This window comes from Streptomyces globisporus C-1027 (assembly GCF_000261345.2).
In the GTDB taxonomy this organism is placed as follows: Bacteria; Actinomycetota; Actinomycetes; order Streptomycetales; family Streptomycetaceae; genus Streptomyces; species Streptomyces pakalii.
On record NZ_CP013738.1, the window covers coordinates 5,631,566 to 5,652,980 of the forward strand.

Sequence of the window (21,415 nt, forward strand, 5' to 3'; positions counted from 1 at the left end):
CTGGCCCGGCCGGAGGCTCCCAGAGGTCTCCCCGATGGCCGGAAAGCGACTGTGAACGATATGAACGCAAGGGTGACCGGGGTCACAGGCCGGTGGATAGTCACCGAAGCCCCCAGGGACGGGGGCGCACGTTCTGACCGAGCCGAGGAGCCCCACCATGGCTGTGGCAGCCAAACAACGGGACCGCACCCACTACCTGTACATCGCCGTGATCGCCGCCGTGGCGCTCGGCATCCTGGTGGGCTTCGCGGCCCCCGGGGTGGCCGTCGAGCTGAAGCCCATCGGCGCCGGATTCGTGAACCTGATCAAGATGATGATCTCGCCGATCATCTTCTGCACGATCGTCCTGGGCGTCGGCTCGGTCCGCAAGGCCGCCAAGGTCGGCGCGGTCGGCGGTCTGGCGCTGGGCTACTTCCTGGTCATGTCGACCGTGGCCCTCGCCATCGGCCTGCTGGTCGGCAACTTCCTGGAGCCCGGCTCCACCCTCCACATCACCGAGGCCGCCCGCGAGGCGGGCGCGGAGCAGGCCGGGGGCGCCGGCGAGTCCACCGCGGACTTCCTGCTCGGCATCATCCCGACCACGATCGTCTCCGCCTTCACCGAGGGCGAGGTCCTCCAGACCCTCCTCGTCGCGCTCCTCGCGGGCTTCGCGCTCCAGGCGATGGGCAGGACGGGTGAGCCGATCATCCGCGGCATCACCCACATCCAGCGCCTCGTCTTCCGCATCCTCGCCATGATCATGTGGGCCGCCCCGGTCGGCGCGTTCGGCGCGATCGCCGCGGTGGTCGGCGAGACCGGGCTGGACGCCCTGAAGTCCCTGGCGATCATCATGATCGGCTTCTACGTCACCTGCGCGCTGTTCGTCTTCGTGGTGCTCGGTGCGCTCCTGCGGCTGATCGCCGGGGTGAACCTGTTCTCGCTGCTGAAGTACCTGGGCCGCGAGTTCCTGCTGATCCTCTCCACCTCCTCCTCCGAGTCGGCGCTGCCGCGGCTGATCGCGAAGATGGAGCACATGGGCGTCAGCAAGCCCGTCGTCGGCATCACCGTGCCGACCGGCTACTCCTTCAACCTCGACGGCACCGCGATCTACCTCACGATGTCCTCGCTGTTCATCGCCAACGCGATGGGCGACCCGCTGAGCGCGGGCGAGCAGATCTCGCTGCTGGTCTTCATGGTCATCGCCTCGAAGGGCGCGGCCGGCGTGACCGGCGCGGGCCTGGCGACCCTGGCCGGCGGCCTCCAGTCGCACCGCCCCGAACTCGTCGACGGCGTCGGCCTGATCGTCGGCATCGACCGCTTCATGAGCGAGGCCCGTGCCCTGACCAACTTCGCGGGCAACGCGGTCGCCACGGTGCTCGTCGGCCACTGGACCAAGGAGATCGACAAGGACCGGGTGGGCGAGGTGCTGGCCGGACGGATCCCGTTCGACGAGAAGACCCTCGTCGACGACGGCCACGGCCCGGCCCCCTCCGAGGAGGTCCCCGAGCAGCGGGACAGCGCGCCCGCCGAGCAGCCCGCCAAGGTCTGACCCGCGCCGCCCGCCAGGCCCCGCGTCACCGGCGGGGCCACCGCGCCGCCCGCCAGGACCGCTGCGGCTTCCCCCCCCCGGCCGCTGCGGTCCGCCCCCGAGGACACCCGTATCCCCCGGTACGGGTGTCCTCGCGTCGGCTGTGGGTACGAGGCGGCGTGCCCGTGGCCGGTACCGCCCCCTTGTGTCCGTGTTCTGTCACGACCGGTCCGGCCCGGACAACCCTCCTCGTCCTGCACCGGTCTTGACAGGTGCAGGACCGCAGTCAGCCCCCATGCGCCCCACGACCGAAGGACTTCCATGCGTATCGCCCCTTCCCGCAGCCGTACCCTGCGCGGCGGGACCGCCGCCGTGGCCGCCGCAGCGCTGGTGGCGCTGGGCGCCGTACCGGCGCTCGCCGCCGACCCGGAGCCCGACCTCGGTGTCGGAACGATCGCACCGGTCAAGGGGCTCCAGCCCGGAAGCTCCTTCTCCACCCCGCTGACCTTCCTCAACAAGGGGACGGCTGAGGTGCCGTCGGTCTGGGTGACGTACGCGGTGTCGCCGGGCCTGAAGGCGGACGAGACGTACAAGAACTGCACGTACTACACCATCGGCTCCCACGACGAGACGCCCGCGTCGAACGTCGCCTCCTGCAGGATCGACCAGCCGCTGAAGCCGGGCGTCGTCTACGGCACGGCGAAGCCCGTCTCGCTCAAGGCGCTCGACTCCGCGTTCCGCGACGACCTGCGGGCCACCATCGGCGTCGACGAGCCGTCCCCGGGCGACGGCGGCGCCACCGACCCGGTGCCCGGCACGGGCGACCCGCTCACCCTGGTCGAGAAGGGCCCGGCCACCGACGCCGACCGGAAGAACCACCCCGAGGCGTACGCCGAGACCGACGTCACCGCCGCGAACACCGCCGACTTCGCGCTGACCGGCGACGAGCAGCAGGGGAAGGTCGGGGACAAGGTCACCGCGACGGTGAAGTTCGCCAACAAGGGCCCCGCCCGCGTGCAGGGAACCCGCGACCAGAGCGTGACCACCGTCGACATCCGCATCCCGAAGGGCACGTCCGTCGTCAAGCCGCACGGATTCTGCGACGCGGTCACCAAGACCCACTACCGCTGCGGGACCTCCCAGTCCTGGGTGGACGTGAACGGGGGCGAGGCCTACCCCTTCGTCCTGCGCATCGACAAGGCGGTCGGCCGCACCACCGGCGAGGTCTCCTTCACCGGCCAGGAGCGTCCCTTCGACCGGAACGCCGAGAACGACACCGCGCAGCTCGTGATCGACACCGGCAAGGACGAGGGCACGGCAGGCTCCTCGGGCTCCGACGGTTCCTCCGGCTCCACCGGCGGCTCGTCGTCCACCGGAGGCTCCGGCTCCACCGGCTCCACGGGCACGACCGGCTCCACGGGGACCTCCGGCGGCTCCGGCGACGCGGGCGGCTCGACGACCGGCGGCGCCACCCCGCAGACCGGCGGCAACCTCGCGGCGACCGGCTCGGACTCCACCGGCCCGCTCATCGGCATGGCGGCCGCGGCGGTGGCGGCGGGCGGCGGCATCCTGTGGGCCGTGCGCCGGCGGTCGGCGGCCCAGAGCGGCTGACGACCGGACCGACGCGACCGGGCGGGACCCTCACGGGTTGCGCCCGGTCGGCCGTTGACCTGCATCCTTTCCCGGAAGTGCGTATCTGACAGTCAAGTGGGTTCTGGTCAGGCCCTGTTCGCGCGCCAAGGATGGTCCCCATGACGCAAGCGCACACGACCACCGAACCCGCACCCGCATCCACCCCCGTCACCGTCCTGGGCCTCGGTGACATGGGCCGCTCCCTGGCCCGCGCCTTCCTGGCCGCGGGCCACCCCACCACCGTCTGGAACCGCTCGCCCGGGAAGGGCGAGGACGTCGTCGCGCTGGGCGCCGTGCGGGCCGTATCCGCCGAGGAGGCCGTCCGGGCGAGCGGACTCGTCGTGGTCTGCCTCGTCGACTACGACGCCTCCGACGCGGTCCTGGAACCGCTGGCCGGAGCGCTGGAGGGGCGGGTCCTGGTCAACCTGACCTCGGACACCCCGGCCCGTTCCCGGCAGTCCGCCGCCTGGGCCGCGAAGCACTCCCTGGCCTACCTCGACGGGGCGATCATGGTGCCGGTCGACGTGGTCGGCACGGCGGACGCCCTGGTCCTCCACTCCGGCGACCGTGCCGCCTACGCCGCGCACGAGGACACCCTCAAGGCGCTCGGCGAGCCCGCCACCTACCTGGGCGAGGACCACGGCCTGGCCGCCGCCTACGACATGGCGATGCTGGACTTCTTCTACGGAGCCATGGGCGGTCTCGTCCACGCCTTCGCGCTGGCCCGCGCGGAAGGCATCGAGCCGGCCTCGCTCGCCCCGTACCTCACCACGATCACCGGCATCCTGCCGCCGATCGTGGAGTACACCGCGGCGGAGGCCGGCTCCGGTGCGTACCCCGCCAACGGCGCGAACCTCGGCATGATGGCGGCGAGCGTCGACCACATCCTGCACACCGCGAAGGACCGGGGCCTGGACGTCTCGCAGCTGGCCGGGCTCAAGTCGCTCACCGACCGGGCGATCGCCCAGGGGCGCGGCCCCGGGGCCTGGTCGAGCCTCGTCGAGGTGATCGCCGCCGAACGCTGACCGGCCTGGAACGGGGGAGGGGCCGGTGCCGCGTCCCATCGGACGCGGTACCGGCCCCGGCCGCTTCACGGTCCCGTACGGGCTACGCCGGGCGGAACCACACCGTCGCCAGCGGCGGCAGCGTCAGCGAGATGCTGTTCGGCCGGCCGTGCGCGGGCACCGCCTCCGCCTTCAGCGGCTCCTCGTTGCGCACATCGCTCCCGCCGTACCGGGCGGCGTCGGTGTTGAGGACCTCCACCCAGCCCTCCGTGCCGGTCTCCGGCACCCCCAGGCGGTAGTCGCCGCGGACCGCAGGGGAGAAGTGCGAGACCGCGAGCAGCGGCGAGCCGTCCGCGTCGTAGCGCAGGAACGCGAACACGTTGTCCTCGGCCGCCCCGCCGTCCACCCAGCTGAACCCCTCCGGCGAGGTGTCCCGCTGCCAGAGCGCGGGCACCGCCCCGTACACCGCGTTCAGATCGCCCACCAGGTCCCGCACCCCGCGGTGGTCGCCGGACGCCTCGTAGGACGGGTCCAGCAGCCACCAGTCCGGGCCGTGGCCCTCCGACCACTCCGCGCCCTGAGCGAACTCCTGTCCCATGAAGAGGAGTTGTTTGCCGGGGTGGGCCCACATGAAGCCCAGATAGGCGCGGTGGTTGGCGCGCTGCTGCCACCAGTCGCCGGGCATCTTCGACACCAGCGCCCGCTTGCCGTGCACCACCTCGTCGTGCGAGATCGGCAGCACATAGTTCTCGCTGTACGCGTACACCATCGAGAATGTCATCTCGTTGTGGTGGTACTTGCGGTGGACCGGCTCCTTGGCCACGTACTGGAGCGAGTCGTGCATCCAGCCCATGTTCCACTTCAGCCCGAAGCCCAGGCCCCCGCTGTCGGTGGGCCGGGTGACACCGTCCCAGGCGGTGGACTCCTCGGCGATGGTGACGACGCCCGGGTTGCGGCGGTAGACGGTGGCGTTCATCTCCTGGAGGAAGGCGACCGCGTCCAGGTTCTCCCGGCCGCCGAACTCGTTGGGCGACCACTGGCCGTCCTCGCGGGAGTAGTCGAGGTAGAGCATCGAGGCGACCGCGTCGACCCGCAGCCCGTCGATGTGGAACTCCTCGCACCAGTAGGTGGCGTTGGCGACGAGGAAGTTGCGGACCTCGGTGCGGCCGTAGTCGAACTCCAGCGTCCCCCAGTCCGGGTGCGCCGCGCGCTGCGGGTCGGCGTGCTCGTACAGCGGACGCCCGTCGAACTCGGCCAACGCCCAGTCGTCGCGCGGGAAATGGGCGGGAACCCAGTCCATGATGACGCCGATCCCCGCCCGGTGCAGGGCGTCGACGAGGAAGCGGAAGTCGTCCGGGGTGCCCAGCCGCGAGGTCGGCGCGTAGAACCCGGTGACCTGATAACCCCAGGAGCCGCCGAAGGGGTGTTCGGAGACCGGCATCAGCTCGACGTGCGTGAACCCGAGGTCCTTGACGTACGCGGGCAGCTGCTCGGCAAGTTGACGGTACGTCAGCCCGGGCCGCCAGGAAGCGAGATGCACCTCGTACACCGAGAACGGGGCCTCGTGCACCGGGCGGTCGCCCCGGTGCGCCATCCAGTCCGCGTCCTGCCACGCGTGGTGCCGGGCCGTGACGATCGACGCCGTCGCGGGCGGCACCTCGGTACGCCGGGCCATCGGGTCGGCCCGCACCGTGTGCGAACCGTCCGGGCGGCAGATGTCGAACTTGTACAGCGCGCCCTCGCCGACCCCCGGCAGGAACAGCTCCCACACCCCGGTCGAGCCGAGCGACCGCATCGGGAAGCCCGTGCCGTCCCAGTAATTGAAGTCGCCGGTGATCCGCACACCGCGCGCGTTCGGCGCCCACAGGGTGAACCGGGTCCCGGCCACTCCCTGGTGCTCCATCGGCTCCGCGCCGAGCGCCCGCCACAGCTCCTCGTGGCGGCCCTCGCCGATCAGATGCAGGTCGAGGTCGCCGATCGCGGGCCAGAAGCGGTACGGGTCCTCCACCTCGACGGTGTTGTCGTCGTACGCCACTTCCAGCCGGTACGCGGGCACCTGCGGCACCGGCAGCACACCGGAGAAGAAGCCGTCGCCGTCGTCGTGCAGCTCGGCCCGCAGCCCCGTCGCCAGCACGGTGACGGTCCGGGCGAACGGCCGCAGCGCCCGGACGAGCACCCCGCCGGGGATCGGGTGGGCGCCGAGCACGTCGTGCGGCGCGTGGTGGTCGCCGGCGAGCAGGCGGCCGCGGTCCGCGCCGTCGAGGGCCGGTGCCGGGCGGGCGCCCTGGCCGTCTCCGGCCTGCCGGGGGCGCGGCGGGCCCGCGTCCGCCCGCTTGGGCCGGGTGCGCTTGGCGGGCGCGGCCTTGGTGGCGGTGGCGACGGGCGCCGGTGCGGGGGCGGCCGCCGCGTCGGCCGCGGTCTCGGCGGCCGCGGTCTCGACGGCGGGTTCGGTGACGGTCTCGACAGCCGCCTCGGCGGGGACCTCGGCGGACTTGCGGGATGCCTTGCGGGACGGCTTGCGGGCGGTCACAGGGACTGCCTCCTCGGGGAGTGAAGGGGGAGAAGCACGGGTGGAGGGGCGGGAGCGTCGGGAGGGGGGAGAGGAAGGCTCAGGCCGCCGCGGACTGGGCCAGCCGTTGGATGGCGGCCATCGGCACCGGCAGCCAGTCGGGGCGGTGCCGGGCCTCGTACACCACCTCGTACACGGCCTTGTCGGTCTCGTGGGCACGCAGCAGCTCCGGTTCGCCGCGCGGATCGCTGCCCGAGGCCTGCGCGTACCCCTCGCAGTAGGCGGCACGGCAGCGGGCCGCCCACTCCGGGTTCCACGGGCGGTGCGAGCGGGCCGCGTAGTCGAAGGACCGCAGCATGCCCGCGACATCGCGCACCGGAGGTGCGGGCATGCGGCGCTCGGGCAGCGGGCGGGCCGGTTCGCCCTCGAAGTCGATCAGCGACCAGAAGCCGTCGGCGGAGCGCAGCGTCTGCCCGAGATGGAGATCGCCGTGCACCCGCTGCTGGGCCCAGCCGCTGCCCCGGACCCCGAGGTCCGTCACCGCGTCGAACGCGGCGCGCAGCCCCGGGACGTACGGCACGAGCGCCGGTACCGCCTGGGCGGCGGCCTCCAGCCGCTGGGTCATCTGGGCGACGAGCTGCCGGGTCTGGGTGCCGCGCAGCGCCGGGGTCGGCAGCGCGGCGGCGAGCGCCGTGTGCACCTCGGCGGTGGCCCGGCCCAGCGCCCGCGCCTCGGGCAGGAAGTCGCGGCCCGCGGCGAGCGCGGCCAGCGCGAGCTGCCAGCCGTCACGCGCCCCCTGCAGGAAGGGCTGGAGGACACCGAGGGTGAGCGGTTCGGCGCCGGGGGCCTCGAGCCAGGCGATCGGGGCGGGTACCCGTTCGCACCCCTCGCCGGCGAGGGCGAGCGGCAGCTCCAGGTCCGGGTTGGTGCCCGGGAAGACGCGCCGGAAGATCTTCAGGATGAACGCGTCCCCGTAGACCAGCGAGGAGTTGGACTGCTCGGCGTCCAGCACCCGGGGCGTGAGACCGGCCGGGATCTCGGCGGTCCGCTCGAAGCGCAGCGAGCCGAGACTGCCGGGGCGGCGGAACCGTTCCAGCAGCACATCGGCCAGCCGGGGGTCGTGCAGCGCGTCGTACACGGTCCGTCCGGCGAGCGGCCCCCGCTCCACCCGGCCGACCAGCGCTCCGGCGAGCACCGGCGGCAGTGACGTCCGTACGCCCAGGAGCAGTTGGTAGCAGTCGTCGGCCGCCCGGGCCGACCGGGAGGGCTGCTCGACCCGCAGGAGGAGGTGCAGGAGTCCGGGGCCCGCCGTGCCGTCCAGCGGCACCATCTCGGTGGCCGCGACCAGCCGGAAGCCGGTGACGGGCCGGCCCTTGCCGGCGAACCAGCGCTGCCGGGGCAGCCATGCGTGGAGCAGCGGAGCGAGGGACGGGAGCAGGGCCCCGTCCGTCGTACTTCCGGTGGTTGCGCTGTTCCTCGTGCTCTTCGCCAGGGCGACGTGAGTGGATGCAGCCTCCGACATGGCATCGCGTCCTTTCCCCGGGCACACAGGATGCGAAGAGTGTCCCGGATTGCGGCAATGGCTGTCCGGCTGTGCGGGACGTGTCGGGAGAGGAAGGTGCTTACGGACTCGAACGGCGGAACCGTGATGGCCCGGGGCGAGGGAACCGGTTGGGTGCCCCGGGGTTTTCGTTTCGCTCAGAGTGCCCCGTGCGGGGCGGTGGAAACCGCCCCGCACGTAACCGACGCTCTCTCAGGCCGGCGGCGCGTCCTTGCGCAGCCGGAACCAGTAGAAGCCGTGTCCCGCAAGGGTCAGCAGGTAGGGCCACTGACCGATGGCCGGGAAGCGTACCCCGCCGATCAATTCCACCGGATGACGTCCGTTGAACGATCGGAGGTCCAGTTCCGTCGGCTGCGCGAACCGCGAGAAGTTGTGCACGCACAGGACGAGGTCGTCCTTGTACTCGCGGGTGAACGCCAGCACCGCCGGATTGGAGGACGGGAGTTCGGTGTACTCGCCGAGACCGAAGGCCGGATTCTGCTTCCGGATCTCGATCATCCGGCGGGTCCAGTGCAGCAGCGAGGACGGCGAGGCCATCGACGCCTCGACGTTGGTGACCTGGTAGCCGTAGACCGGGTCCATGATCGTGGGGAGGTAGAGCCGCCCCGGATCACTGGAGGAGAACCCGGCGTTGCGGTCGGGCGTCCACTGCATCGGGGTGCGCACCGCGTCCCGGTCGCCCAGCCAGATGTTGTCGCCCATCCCGATCTCGTCCCCGTAGTAGAGGATCGGGGAGCCGGGCAGCGACAGCAGCAGCGCCGTGAAGAGCTCGATCTGGTTGCGGTCGTTGTCCAGCAGCGGGGCGAGCCGCCTGCGGATGCCGATGTTGGCGCGCATCCGCGGGTCCTTGGCGTACTCCGCGTACATGTAGTCGCGTTCTTCGTCCGTGACCATTTCGAGCGTGAGCTCGTCGTGGTTGCGCAGGAAGATGCCCCACTGGCAGTTCTTCGGGATCTCCGGGGTCTTGGCCAGGATTTCGGAGACCGGGTAGCGGCTCTCGCGGCGCACCGCCATGAAGATCCGCGGCATCACGGGGAAGTGGAACGCCATGTGGCACTCGTCGCCGCCAGCCTCGTAGTCGCCGAAGTAGTCGACGACGTCCTCCGGCCACTGGTTGGCCTCGGCGAGGAGCACGGTGTCCGGGTAGTTGGCGTCGATCTCCTTGCGGACCCGCTTGAGGAAGTTGTGGGTCTCGGGGAGGTTCTCGCAGTTGGTGCCCTCGCGCTGGTAGAGGTAGGGCACCGCGTCGACCCGGAAGCCGTCGATGCCCAGGTCCAGCCAGAACCGCAGGGCCGCCAGGATCTCCTCCTGGACCGCCGGGTTCTCGTAGTTGAGGTCCGGCTGGTGCGAGAAGAAACGATGCCAGTAGTACTGCTTGCGCACCGGGTCGAAGGTCCAGTTGGACGTCTCGGTGTCGACGAAGATGATCCGGGCGTCCTGGAACTGCTTGTCGTCGTCCGCCCAGACGTAGTAGTCGCCGTACGGCCCGTCGGGGTCGGTCCGGGACTGCTGGAACCACTCGTGCTGGTCGCTCGTGTGGTTCATGACGAAGTCGATGATGACGCGCATGCCGCGCTGGTGCGAGGCGTCCACGAACTCCACGAAGTCGGCGAGATCGCCGAACTCCGGGAGCACGGCGGTGTAGTCGGAGACGTCGTAGCCCCCGTCGCGCAGCGGCGACTTGAAGAACGGCGGCAGCCAGAGGCAGTCGACGCCGAGCCACTGGAGATAGTCCAGCTTGGCGGTGATGCCCTTGAGGTCGCCGATTCCGTCGCCGTTGGAGTCCTGGAAGGACCGGACGAGCACCTCGTAGAAGACGGCTCGCTTGAACCAGTCGGGATCGCGGTCCTTGGCGGGGGTGTCCTCGAACGTGTCGGGGACAGGCTCATTGACGATCATGGTGTGGGTGACCCTCCGGTCGGCGGGGACGGTCGCAGGACCGCGATGTGCGCGGGCGTGATGCCCGGCTCTAGGCGCACGTAGAAGTTCCTGCCCCAGTGATAGGTGTCGCCGGTGAGCTCGTCGCGCACCGGAACGCGCTCGTGCCAGGAAAGGCCGAGCCGCTCCATGTCCAACGAGACGGTGGCCTCCTGGGTGTGGTGCGGGTCGAGGTTCACGACCACCAGAACGGTGTTCGTTCCGGAGCGCTTGCTGTAGGCGATCAGCGCTTCGTTGTCGGTGTGGTGGAAGTGGACGTCGCGCAGCTGCCGCAGAGCGGGGTGACGCCGGCGGATCCGGTTCAGCGAGGTGATCAGGGGGGTGAGCGTGCGGCCTTCGCGTTCCGCCGACTCCCAGTCCCTCGGGCGCAGTTCGTACTTCTCCGAGTGCAGGTACTCCTCGCTCCCGGGCTTGGCCGGGGTGTTCTCGCACAGCTCGAATCCCGCGTACACGCCCCAGGAGGGGGCCAGCGTCGCGGCCAGCACCGCCCGCGCCTCGAAGGCCGGGCGGCCGCCCTCCTGGAGGTAGCCGGGAAGGATGTCGGGGGTGTTCACGAAGAAGTTGGGCCGCATGTACGAGGCGGCGTCCCCGGCCAGCTCCGTGACGTACTCGGTCAGTTCCTGCTTGGTGTTGCGCCAGGTGAAGTACGTGTACGACTGCTGGAAGCCGACCGCGCCCAGGGTGTGCATCATCGCCGGGCGGGTGAACGCCTCCGCCAGGAAGATGACATCGGGGTCGGTGCCGTTGATCTCGGCGATGACCTTCTCCCAGAACACCACCGGCTTGGTGTGCGGGTTGTCGACCCGGAAGATACGCACCCCGTGGTCCATCCAGAAGCGCAGGATCCGTACGGTCTCCGCCACCAGACCGCGCATGTCCTTGTCGAAGGCGATCGGGTAGATGTCCTGGTACTTCTTCGGCGGGTTCTCGGCGTACGCGATCGAACCGTCGGTGCGGTGGTGGAACCAGTCCGGGTGCTCCTTGACCCACGGGTGGTCCGGCGAGCACTGGAGCGCGAAGTCCAGCGCGATCTCCATCCGCAGATTGCGGGCGGTCGCCACGAAGTGGTCGAAGTCCTCCAGCGTGCCCAGCTCCGGGTGGACCGCGTCGTGCCCGCCGTCCGGCGAACCGATCGCCCACGGCACGCCCGGGTCGTGCTCCCCGGGCGTCAGGGTGTTGTTCGGGCCCTTGCGGTGGGTCGTCCCGATCGGGTGGACCGGCGGCAGGTACACCACGTCGAACCCCATCGCGGCGACCGCCGGCAGCCGCTCGGCGGCCGTCCGGAAGGTGCCGCTGACCAGCCGGGTCGGCGCGTCCGGCGAGGTGTCCGCCGGGTCCACCGGCACCCGCTTCGCCCCCTCGGAGCGCGGGAACAGCTCGTACCAGGACCCGAACAGCGCCCGCTCGCGCTCCACCCGGACCGCCAGCGGCTTGGACCGGGTGACCAGTTCGCGCAGCGGATAGCGGGCCAGCACCGCGTCGGCGGCCGGGGTCAGGGCCGCCGCCAGCCGGGCCTCGGCCGGGTGGCCGGTGTCGCGCAGCGCGTCCACCGCGGCCAGCACCGCCTCGCGGCCGTGCTTCTTCGGCACGCCCGCGGCGGCCCGCTCCAGCAGCGCCGCGCCCTCGGCCAGCACCAGGTCCGTGTCGATGCCCGCCGGGATCTTGATCGCGGCGTGGTGCCGCCAGGTGGCGACCGGATCGCTCCAGGCCTCCACCGTGTACGTCCAGCGGCCCTCGGCATCCGGGGTGATGTCCGCACCCCACCGGTCCGTGCCCTGCGCCAGCTCGCGCATCGGGGTCCACGGCCCGACCCGCCCGCTCGGATCGCGCAGGACGACATTGGCGGCCACCGCGTCGTGGCCTTCGCGGAAGACGGTGGCGGTGACCTGGAAGGTCTCACCGACGACGGCCTTCGCCGCCCGTCTGCCGCAGTCGACGAGAGGACGGACGTCCAGGACGGGAATACGACCGATCATGGAATCACCTGGGGGCTGGAGGAGCTCGGCGTGCACGGGTGACGGCACGGGGGCGGAGGACCGACCGCGTGTGCCGCGAAGACGGGGATCTGTCCTTTGTAACTGCTCAGCTGTCTGCTGACGGGCTGTGGGCATGGCCGCTCCTGTCCGCGTTCACTCGAATGGCACTCGAATGGGTGGGTCGCGGGGGTTTCGTGCATGTTTCGGGATGCACGGGAGAACGAGTGCGGGCCGGGTCGTGCCGTGTACCGGGGAAGCCTTCCCCGTGTCCGAGGGTGGGAAATCCGGCGCCGTGTTAACTACTCGGTCGTAACGGGCCGCTCGGGCTCCGCCGCACGCGGCGCGCACGCCCCGCCCGGCGCAGGGGTCCCGAAGCGCCCCCACGGGTTCCGGATACCCGCTCTTCGGCGCCACACGGCAGCTTTCCCTGTGGCAATGAGGTCCACAAGGCCGCGTACGGGAGGGAAATCGGCCAAACCCCCAGATGGGAGGAGTGGCGGGGGATCACGGTGGGGTGCGTGGGGCGTCTGTGGGGAGGCGCGCGGCGTGTGGGCCCCGGGCCGGGCGCGCCCTCCGCGCGCCGTGGCAGCCCGCCACGGACGGCCGCTACCGTCAGGGGTGACGGAAGGGACGCACACCGTGGTGCGTCCGCTCGGATGCGCAAGTCCCCTGTAAAGGTGGAGCAGTGAAGGCCATTCGTCGATTCACCGTGCGTCCTGTTCTCCCCGAACCCCTTCGACCCCTCCACGACCTCGCGCGCAACCTGCGCTGGTCGTGGCACACCGAGACCCGCGAGCTCTTCCGGGCCGCCGACCCCGAGGGCTGGCGGCCCGCGGACGCCGACCCCGTACGCCTGCTCGGCTCGCTGTCCGCCGGGCGGCTGACCGAACTGGCCGGCGACGCGGAGTACCTCGGCCGCCTCACCGCGGCCTCCGCCGATCTGGCCGAATATCTGGACGGTCCCCGCTGGTACCAGGAACAGCGGGCCGCCGGAGCCGAACTCCCTTCCGCCATCGCCTACTTCTCACCCGAGTTCGGTGTCACCGCCGCCCTGCCCCAGTACAGCGGCGGCCTCGGCATCCTGGCCGGCGACCACCTGAAGGCCGCCAGCGACCTCGGCGTCCCGCTCATCGGCGTCGGGCTGCTCTACCGGCACGGCTACTTCCGCCAGACCCTCTCGCGCGAGGGCTGGCAGCAGGAGCACTATCCCGTCCTCGACCCCAACGAACTCCCGCTCGACCTGGTCCGCGAGGCCGACGGCACCCCCGCCCGGGTCGTCCTCGCGCTGCCCGGCGGACGCTCGCTGCACGCCTGCATCTGGCTGGCCCGGGTCGGCCGTGTGCCGCTGCTCCTCCTCGACTCCGACGTCGAGGAGAACGCCCCCGGCGAACGCGATGTCACCGACCGGCTCTACGGCGGCGGCAGCGACCACCGCCTCCTCCAGGAGATGCTGCTCGGCATCGGCGGCGTGCGCGCCGTGCGCACCTGGTGCCGGCTGACCGGCACCCCGGAGCCGGAGGTGTTCCACACCAACGAGGGCCACGCCGGCTTCCTCGGCCTGGAGCGCATCCGCGAACTCATTCCCACCGGACTCGACTTCGAGGCCGCCCTCGAAGTGGTCCGGGCCGGCACCGTCTTCACCACCCACACCCCGGTGCCCGCCGGCATAGACCGTTTCGACCGGGGGCTCCTCGCCCGCCACTTCGGCGACGAGGGCGAACTGTCCGGCGTACCCGTCGAGAAGATCCTGCCGCTCGGCACCGAGACCTACCCCGGCGGCGAGCCGGAGCTGTTCAACATGGCGGTGATGGGCCTCAGGCTCGCCCAGCGCGCCAACGGCGTCTCCACCCTGCACGGGGCGGTCAGCCGGGAGATGTTCTCCGGGCTCTGGCCGGGCTTCGACCCCGCCGAGGTGCCGATCACCTCCGTCACCAACGGGGTCCACGCCCCGACCTGGGTCGCCCCCGAGGTGTTCCGGCTCGGTGCGGGCCAGGTCGGTGAGGGCCGCGCCCACCAGGTGCTGGCCGGCGGCCCGGTGGCCGACGAGGCCTCCGCGCAGACCGGCACCCCCCGCCGCTGGGACGCGGTGACCGGCATCGGCGACCAGGAGATCTGGGACCTGCGCCGGGACCTGCGCGGGCAGCTCGTCACCGAGGTCCGCCGCCGCCTCTACGCCTCCTGGCGCCGGCGCGGCGCGGGCACCGCCGAACTGGGCTGGATCGACGGCGTCCTCGACCCGGACATCCTGACCATCGGCTTCGCCCGCCGCGTCCCCTCGTACAAGCGGCTGACGCTGATGCTGCGCGACCGCGACCGGCTGCGGTCCCTGCTGCTGCACCCGACGCACCCGATCCAGATCGTCGTCGCGGGCAAGGCCCACCCGGCCGACGACGGCGGCAAGCGGCTGGTCCAGGAGCTGGTGCGGTTCGCGGACGACCCGCGGGTGCGCCACCGCATCGTGTTCCTCCCGGACTACGGCATGGGCATGGCGCAGAGGCTCTACCCGGGCTGCGACGTCTGGCTCAACAACCCGCTGCGCCCGCTGGAGGCCTGCGGCACGAGCGGGATGAAGGCGGCGCTCAACGGCTGCCTCAACCTGTCGGTGCGCGACGGCTGGTGGGACGAGTGGTTCGACCCGGACTTCGGCTGGGAGATCCCCACCGCCGACGGCTCCGCGGTCGACGAGGACCGCCGGGACGAGCTGGAGTCGAACGCGCTGTACGCCCTGATCGAGGACCGGGTCGCCCCGCGCTTCTACGACCGGGGTGCCGGGAACCTGCCCGACCGGTGGATCGAGATGGTCCGCTCCACCCTGGTCAACCTCGGCCCGAAGGTGCTCGCGGGGCGGATGGTGCGCGAGTACGTGGAGCGCTTGTACGCCCCCGCCGCCCAGGCCCGCCGGGCCCTGGAGCCCGCGGTTGCGCAGGATCTCGCCGCGTGGAAGGCCAGGGTCCGGGCGGCCTGGCGCGGGGTCTCCGTCGACCATGTGGAGACGGTCACCGGGGACGCCGCGGGCGGTTCGGCGGAGCTGGGGGCCACCCTGGCGCTGCGGGTACGGATCGCGCTCGGCGGCCTGGAGCCGGACGACGTCGAGGTCCAGGTGGTCGCGGGCCGGGTCGACTCCGGCGACGCCATCGCGGACGCCCAGACCTTCCCGCTGAAGCCGGCGGGCGGTCAGGACCTGGAGGACCGCTGGCTGTACGAGGGCCCGCTCACCCCGGACCGGACCGGACCGTACGGCTACACCGTGCGTGTCCTGCCCGCCCACCGGCTGCTGGCCACCAGCGCCGAACTGGGCCTGGTCGCCCTGCCGACCGAGGCGACGGGGGAGGGCGGGGGCGTACTGATGCGCTGAGCGCGCGTCATCGCGGACCCGAGGGGCCCGGCACCCACGCGGTGCCGGGCCCCTGCGCGTGGGCCGGTGGTTCCTTCGTGGGGTGAACACAGAACCTTGACGTGTCCATGGAATGGCTTTACGTTCCTGACTCATCGCACGGTTCATCATGCGGCCCATCGTTCACAGCCATGAACTCCCTTGTCGGGTGAGGCCGTTGAACCGCCACCCCACCGGAAGGCACCCCACATGCGTACCGGCACCATCCCCCGCGTCCTCGGCACCGCCGCCGCCCTGGCCGCGCTGCTCACCACGGCCCTCGCCGCACCCGCCGTGGCGGAGAGATCCACGACGCCCGGCCGGGCGCCTGCCCGGGCCGCAGCCCCGGCGAACTTCACCCACCCCGGCGTGCTCGTCAGCCGCCCCCAGCTGGACTTCGTCCGGGGCCGGGTCCAGGCGGGCGCCCAGCCCTGGAAGAGCGCCTACGACCAGATGATGGGCAGCAAGTACGCCTCCCTGACCCGGACCGCCAAGCCGCGCGCGGTCGTCGAGTGCGGCTCGTACTCCAACCCCAACAACGGCTGCACGGACGAGCGCGAGGACGCCATCGCCGCGTACACGCTCTCGCTCGCCTGGTACATCACCCAGGACAGCCGGTACGCCCAGAAGGCGATCCAGATCATGGACGCCTGGTCGGCCGTGATCAAGGACCACACCAACACCAACGCGCCCCTCCAGACCGGCTGGGCCGGATCCTCCTGGCCGCGCGCCGCCGAGATCATCAAGTACACCTACAGCGGCTGGCCGGGCTCCGGCCGCTTCGGCACGATGCTGCGCGACGTGTACCTCCCCGAGGTCACAGGCGGCTCCCACTCCAACGGCAACTGGGAGCTGTCCATGACCGAGGCGGCGATCGGGATCGCGGTCTTCCTGGAGGACCGCGCCGCCTACGACAAGGCCGTCGGCACATTCCGCGGACGTGTCCCGGCGTACATCTATGTGACCGCCGACGGGGCGCTGCCGAAGGTCGCCCCCGGCAGCGGGCTTGACACCCGGGCGAAAGTCATCAACTACTGGCAGGGGCAGTCCACTTTCATGGACGGGCTCTCCCAGGAGACCTGCCGGGACCTGACCCACACCGGCTACGGCCTCTCCGCCATCTCCCACATCGCCGAGACCAGCCGCATCCAGGGCCAGGACCTCTACCCGGAGATCGCCGACCGGCTGCGCCACGCGATGGGGTTGCACGCCAAGCACCAGCTGGGCACGCCCGTGCCGTCCTCGCTCTGCGGCGGCTCCCTCAAGGACAACCTGGGCCCGGTCACCGAGGTCGGCTTCAACGCGCTCGCCAACCGCCTCGGGTACGCGATGACCAATACGCAGACGCTGACCGAGCGGCAGCGGCCCGCGGGATCGAACAACCTGTTCGTCGCCTGGGAGACCCTGACCCACGCGAACAACCCGGTCTGACGCGGCCTTTCGCACCATGACGAACGGCCCGGAAGAGGTGTCCCTCTTCCGGGCCGTTCGGTCACAGCGGGTGGATCGGTCGGATCCGGTGGATCATCCGGTGGATCAGAAGGTGAGCTTGAAGCTGTTGATCTTCCCGGTGTCCTGCCGGGCGACGTCCTGGACCTTCAGCTTCCAGACCCCGTTGGCCACCTCGGACGAGGCGTTGACCGTGTAGGTCGCCACCACGTTGTCCGCGGAGTCGCCGGAGGAGGAGTTCTTCAGCCGGTAGGCCGTGCCGTCCGGGGCCACCAGGTCGACGACCAGGTCACCGCGCCAGGTGTGCGAGATGTTGACGTCCACCTTGAGGGCGCTCGGCGCGTTGCCGGTGACACCGGAGACGGTGACCGAGCTGGTGACGGCCGCACCGGCGTCCGGGATGTTCACGGCGGTGGTGTTCTCGAAGACCTTGCCGCCCGGGTCGGGGTCGCCGCCGCCGGGGCGGGCGCCGACGTTGATGCCGGCCCAGGCGTTGGCCACGGCCGCGTACTCGGGGCTGGTGGCCCCGTACAGCTCACTGGCGACCGCGAGCGTGCCCGTGCGGGCGGCGGCGTAGTTGGTCGTCGAGGTGAACTTGGTGGTGAGCGCCTTGAACCAGATCTGCAGCGCCTTGTCCCGGCCGATACCGGTCACCGGGAGCCCGTCGGAGGTCGGCGAGTCGTAGTTGACGCCGTTGACGGTCTTGGCGCCGCTGCCCTCGGAGAGCAGGTAGAACCAGTGGTTCGCCGGGCCCGAGGAGTAGTGGACGTCGACGTTGCCGATGCCCGAGTACCAGTAGTCCTTGGACGAGCCGTCCTTGGAGGGCTTGTCCATGTAGCGCAGCGGCGTGCCGTTGCCGTTGATGTCGATCTTCTCGCCGACCAGGTAGTCGCCCGGGTCCTGGGTGGTGTTGGAGTAGAACTCCACACCGGCGGCGAAGATGTCGGAGGTGGCCTCGTTGAGACCGCCGGACTCACCGCTGTAGACGAGCTTGGCGGTGACCGAGGTCAGGCCGTGCGTCATCTCGTGGGCGGCCACGTCCAGGGAGGTCAGCGGCTTGACGTTGCCGCTGCCGTCGCCGTACGTCATGCAGAAGCAGCTGTCCTGCCAGAACGCGTTGACGTAGTTGTTGCCGTAGTGGACGCGGGAGTACGCGCCGACGCCGTCACCGCGGATGCCGGAGCGGCCGTGGATGTTCTTGTAGTAGTCCCACGTCTCGGCGGCGCCGTAGTGGGCGTCCGCTCCGGCCGTCTCGGCGTTCTGCGGAGTGCCGTCGCCCCAGATGTCGTCCGGGCCGGAGAACAGGGTGCCGGTGCCGGAGCTGCCCCGGTTGAGGTTGTACGTCTTGTGGTTGCCGCGCGTGGTGTCGGTCAGGGTGTACGAGGGCGCGGTGCCCAGGGTGACCTGGCCGTTGTACTGCGTGTTGCCCGTGCCGTTGTGGACGGCCTGCCACTCGTAGAGCTTCTCGCCCGAGGTGGCGTCGGTGAGCACGTGCAGCTCGTTCGGGGTGCCGTCGTGCTGGAGTCCGCCGACCACGGTCTCGTACGCGAGCTGCGGGGAGCCGCCGCCCAGCCAGACCACCTTGCGCGGGGCGTTCTCCGCCTTCTTGGCCTTCGAGCCCTCGGCCTTGGCCGCGCCGAGTGCCTGCTTCTCGGCGGCGGCCGGGGCCACGTCGGCGGTCAGGCCGACGGCCTTCAGCTGTGCGCTGGTCGCCTTCGACGCCTTGCTGACGCCCTCGGTCTTCCCGGCCGCGGACTCCTTGACCACGAGGTCGCCGCCGAGGACGGGGAGCCCGTCGAGGGTGCGCTCGTAGCGGGTGTGCGTGGTGCCGTCGCGGTCCTGGACCACGTCACGGACCACGAGCTTCTCGGTGGACCCGAGACCGAGATCCTTGGCGGTGGCCGCCTTCGTGGCGTTCGCCTCGCTGAGCAGCTCCGCGCGCTGGGCGGGGGAGAGCTTGGCGGGCAGGGCGCCCGGGTCGGCCTTCGTGCCGGCGGTGATGCCGCCGAGCGGGGCCGAGGCGGGGGCGGAGGTGGCGGTCGCGGCGCCGGACGGAACGGCGACGGCGATGAGGGCTGCTGCGGCTATCAGAGCGCCGGTCGCGGTGGCGCGACGGCTGGGCGTGGATCTCACGCGGACTCCTTCTGCGAGGGGGGTACCGGGCGGCCTGGACGGGCTGTCCGGACGGTGCAGGCGGTGCGCAGAACGGGGTGAAGAGTGTCAGCCGACGACCGTGCCTGTCAGGAGCGCGTCAATAACTTGGCCGGTTTTCGTCCGTTGCCGGAAAGGTCATGTTCGTTAAGCGGATGTTTCGCCGATCATTGCCGCAGTGTTACCGGGCGTTCTGGAGCCCGGTATTCACAGGGTGGTCACAGGTTTCGCGCGCAAAGGTCACCGGGCCGTCGCGGGCGGGAAGCGATGTGATGACCGTCAGATGAGACGGCATCGGGTTCTGGCCAGATCCGCGCGCCGGAATGTGCCGGTCCGTCAGGGTGCGGGGATCCCGCCGGGATCGGGGTGCGGGCTTCAGGCCGTCGCTGCCGGGCGGGTCGCGTGCGCCCGGGTGGTCGCGTCCGCCGGGCCGGGCGTGGACCTCAGGCCGTCGCGTCCTGCGGGCTGGGGCGGGGCGCTCAGGTGGTCGCGTTCGGCGGGTCGGGGGCCCTCAGGCAGTCGCTTCCGGCGGGTAGACCGTGTTCAGGAGATCGCGCACGAAGCGGTCCGGGTCGTCGAGTCCCGCCGCCGCGAGCGTGCCGGGCCCCTCCGTCAGGAGATGCGGGACCGCCGCGTGCAGCGCGAGGGTGACGACGGCGGCCCGTTGCGGGGTCACGGGCAGTCCGGCGGCGCGCTGGGCCAGCCCGAAAACCGCGAAGTCGCCGCTCGCCATCGGGTCGAGGATGCCGGAGAGCCAGGGCCGCCGGGTCGCCTCGGCCTGGAGCTCCAGCACCGCGAGGAGGCGGGAGCGGCCCGGCCCCGCGACGTTCTCCAGGAGCGAGCGGAAGAGGGCCACCAGCCCCTCGCGGTCCGCGGGGCCCGGACCGGCGGCCAGCTGTTCGGTGAGCGCGAGGTACTGCTCCAGGCAGCGTTCCGCCACAGCGCGGAGGAGGGCGTCCCGGGTCGGGAAGTAGTTCTTGGTGGTGCCGGACGGCACCTCGGCGGCCCGGTCCACGGCCCGGTGCGTCAGCCCGCGCCCGCCGTCCCGGGCCAGCACCTCGATCGCCGCGTCCCGCAGCCGGTCCCGCCGGTCCGGATTCACCCGCGCCCGCTCCCTCGTCCCCACCGTCTCCGCCACCTGTCCTTGCCGATGCTACCTCGGCCGTGGTACCACGGATGTGGTGGTTCTTCTGCCTGGTCCTACGAGCTCGGGGAGCGCGACATGACAGGGACGGCGACCGTGGTCGGCGCGGGCATCGGCGGACTGGCGACCGCGATCGGGCTCCGCCGCGCGGGCTGGAGCGTCACGGTGCTGGAGCGCCGCACGGAACTGGAGCGGTACGGAGCGGCCTTCGGCATCCACCCCACCGCACAGTCCGCGCTCGACCGGCTCGGCGTCGGCGACGCGCTGCGCGAGCACGCCGTGCCCTACCGCGACGCGCACATCCGCACCCCGGACGGGGCCTCGATCGCCCGGCTCCCGCTGGAACGCATCGAACGCAAGGCGGGCCGCCCCGAACTCCTCATCTCCCGCCCGTACCTGCTCGACGCCCTGCTCGCCGGGCTGGACGCCTTCGGTGACGTACCGATCAAGCTCGGCGAGCGGGTCACCGACGTGGACGCCCTCGCCGCCGGGCAGGACCTGGTGATCGGCGCCGACGGCATCCGCAGCGCCGTCCGCACGGCCCGCTTCGGCGACCGCAGCGGCCCGCGCGAGGTCGGCACCGTCGCCTGGATCGGCATCGCCGACATCGAGAGCCCGGTGCACGGCGAGACCTGGGGGAGCGGCCGCTTCTTCGGGCTGACCCCGGTCGAACCGGGCCGCACCAACTGGTACGCCACCGCCCCCGAGGCCACCACGGCCGACGAGCTGCGCGACCTCTTCGCCGGCTGGCACGACCCGATCCCGCGCATCCTGGCCGCCACCGACCCGGCGACCTGGATCCGCTACGAGATGCGCCACCTGCACCCGGCGCTGCCGTCCTTCGTCTCGGCCGACGCCTCGGGTCATGTGGCCCTGGTCGGCGACGCGGCCCACGCAATGACGCCCAACCTGGGCCAGGGCGCCTGCACCGCGATCCTGGACGCGGACGCCCTGACCCGCGCGCTCGCCGCGGCACCCCCGGGCCCGGCGGGCGTCGCCGGAGCCCTGCGCGCCTACGACCGCGAACGCCGCCGCAGCGCCCAGCGGACCGCCTTCGCCTCCCGGACCCTGCACCGCTTCATGAGCACGGAACGCATCCGGCTGCGGGACGCGGCGGTACGGCTGCTGCCGGGGTGAGGCCGGCGCATCCGCTCGCCCGCGTATCCGGTCC

General features: G+C 71.7%; 12 protein-coding genes. 6 read left to right on the plus strand and 6 right to left on the minus strand.

All coding sequences use genetic code 11. From position 1 onward, the window contains the following. Positions 1-157: 157 nt before the first annotated feature. The 3 genes from WQO_RS24970 to WQO_RS24980 all read left to right on the plus strand — a co-directional run bounded on the left by WQO_RS24970 (position 158) and on the right by WQO_RS24980 (position 4,164). A complete protein-coding gene (locus tag WQO_RS24970; protein ID WP_010060093.1) occupies positions 158-1,528 on the plus strand; it encodes a C4-dicarboxylate transporter DctA in 1,371 nt (456 codons plus the stop codon). A 300-nt stretch (positions 1,529-1,828) separates the two neighbouring features. Continuing rightward, on the plus strand, positions 1,829-3,118 hold the full coding sequence (locus tag WQO_RS24975) for an LAETG motif-containing sortase-dependent surface protein (RefSeq protein WP_010060092.1): 1,290 nt from the start codon (positions 1,829-1,831) through the stop codon (positions 3,116-3,118). Between the two features lie 140 nt (positions 3,119-3,258). Beyond that, positions 3,259-4,164: an NAD(P)-dependent oxidoreductase gene (locus WQO_RS24980; protein WP_010060090.1), complete on the plus strand. Its 906-nt coding sequence runs from the start codon at positions 3,259-3,261 to the stop codon at positions 4,162-4,164. An 82-nt stretch (positions 4,165-4,246) separates the two neighbouring features. On the opposite strand, the gene glgB is transcribed toward WQO_RS24980, so the two are convergent. The 4 genes from glgB to WQO_RS25000 all read right to left on the minus strand — a co-directional run bounded on the left by glgB (position 4,247) and on the right by WQO_RS25000 (position 12,127). After that, positions 4,247-6,673, minus strand: a complete 2,427-nt coding sequence (glgB, locus tag WQO_RS24985; protein WP_010060088.1) for a 1,4-alpha-glucan branching enzyme — start codon at positions 6,671-6,673, stop codon at positions 4,247-4,249. Between the two features lie 79 nt (positions 6,674-6,752). Next, entirely contained in the window at positions 6,753-8,174 is a 1,422-nt protein-coding gene (locus WQO_RS24990) for a maltokinase N-terminal cap-like domain-containing protein (RefSeq protein ID WP_010060086.1), read from the minus strand. 231 nt (positions 8,175-8,405) lie between these two features. Further along, positions 8,406-10,112, minus strand: a complete 1,707-nt coding sequence (treS, locus tag WQO_RS24995; RefSeq protein ID WP_010060085.1) for a maltose alpha-D-glucosyltransferase — start codon at positions 10,110-10,112, stop codon at positions 8,406-8,408. Continuing rightward, positions 10,109-12,127 (minus strand): alpha-1,4-glucan--maltose-1-phosphate maltosyltransferase, encoded by a 2,019-nt coding sequence (locus WQO_RS25000; protein WP_010060084.1) that lies wholly within the window; start codon positions 12,125-12,127, stop codon positions 10,109-10,111. The genes treS and WQO_RS25000 overlap by 4 nt, the downstream gene beginning before the upstream one ends. Before the next feature lie 685 nt (positions 12,128-12,812). On the opposite strand from WQO_RS25000, the gene glgP reads away from it, so the two are divergent. Beyond that, a complete protein-coding gene (glgP, locus tag WQO_RS25005) occupies positions 12,813-15,482 on the plus strand; it encodes an alpha-glucan family phosphorylase (protein WP_010060083.1) in 2,670 nt (889 codons plus the stop codon). Between the two features lie 228 nt (positions 15,483-15,710). Then, positions 15,711-16,931: an alginate lyase family protein gene (locus WQO_RS25010; protein ID WP_010060082.1), complete on the plus strand. Its 1,221-nt coding sequence runs from the start codon at positions 15,711-15,713 to the stop codon at positions 16,929-16,931. Between the two features lie 105 nt (positions 16,932-17,036). Here WQO_RS25010 and WQO_RS25015 read toward each other — a convergent pair whose 3' ends face one another. After that, positions 17,037-19,082 (minus strand): M4 family metallopeptidase, encoded by a 2,046-nt coding sequence (locus WQO_RS25015; RefSeq protein WP_010060081.1) that lies wholly within the window; start codon positions 19,080-19,082, stop codon positions 17,037-17,039. 529 nt (positions 19,083-19,611) lie between these two features. Continuing rightward, positions 19,612-20,202, minus strand: coding sequence for a TetR/AcrR family transcriptional regulator (locus tag WQO_RS25020; protein ID WP_010060080.1), 591 nt, complete (start codon positions 20,200-20,202; stop codon positions 19,612-19,614). Between the two features lie 120 nt (positions 20,203-20,322). On the opposite strand from WQO_RS25020, the gene WQO_RS25025 reads away from it, so the two are divergent. Beyond that, positions 20,323-21,381, plus strand: coding sequence for an FAD-dependent oxidoreductase (locus WQO_RS25025; protein WP_010060079.1), 1,059 nt, complete (start codon positions 20,323-20,325; stop codon positions 21,379-21,381). Positions 21,382-21,415 lie beyond the last annotated feature (34 nt).

What these genes read in the sequence shown, in the direction of transcription:
- WQO_RS24970 (WP_010060093.1), top strand. Translation starts at nt 158, where the DNA reads ATGGCTGTGGCAGCCAAACAACGGGACCGCACCCACTACCTGTACATC.
- WQO_RS24975 (WP_010060092.1), top strand. Translation starts at nt 1,829, where the DNA reads ATGCGTATCGCCCCTTCCCGCAGCCGTACCCTGCGCGGCGGGACCGCC.
- WQO_RS24980 (WP_010060090.1), top strand. Translation starts at nt 3,259, where the DNA reads ATGACGCAAGCGCACACGACCACCGAACCCGCACCCGCATCCACCCCC.
- WQO_RS24990 (WP_010060086.1), bottom strand. Translation starts at nt 8,174, where the DNA reads ATGTCGGAGGCTGCATCCACTCACGTCGCCCTGGCGAAGAGCACGAGG.
- treS (WP_010060085.1), bottom strand. Translation starts at nt 10,112, where the DNA reads ATGATCGTCAATGAGCCTGTCCCCGACACGTTCGAGGACACCCCCGCC.
- WQO_RS25000 (WP_010060084.1), bottom strand. Translation starts at nt 12,127, where the DNA reads ATGATCGGTCGTATTCCCGTCCTGGACGTCCGTCCTCTCGTCGACTGC.
- WQO_RS25010 (WP_010060082.1), top strand. Translation starts at nt 15,711, where the DNA reads ATGCGTACCGGCACCATCCCCCGCGTCCTCGGCACCGCCGCCGCCCTG.
- WQO_RS25025 (WP_010060079.1), top strand. Translation starts at nt 20,323, where the DNA reads ATGACAGGGACGGCGACCGTGGTCGGCGCGGGCATCGGCGGACTGGCG.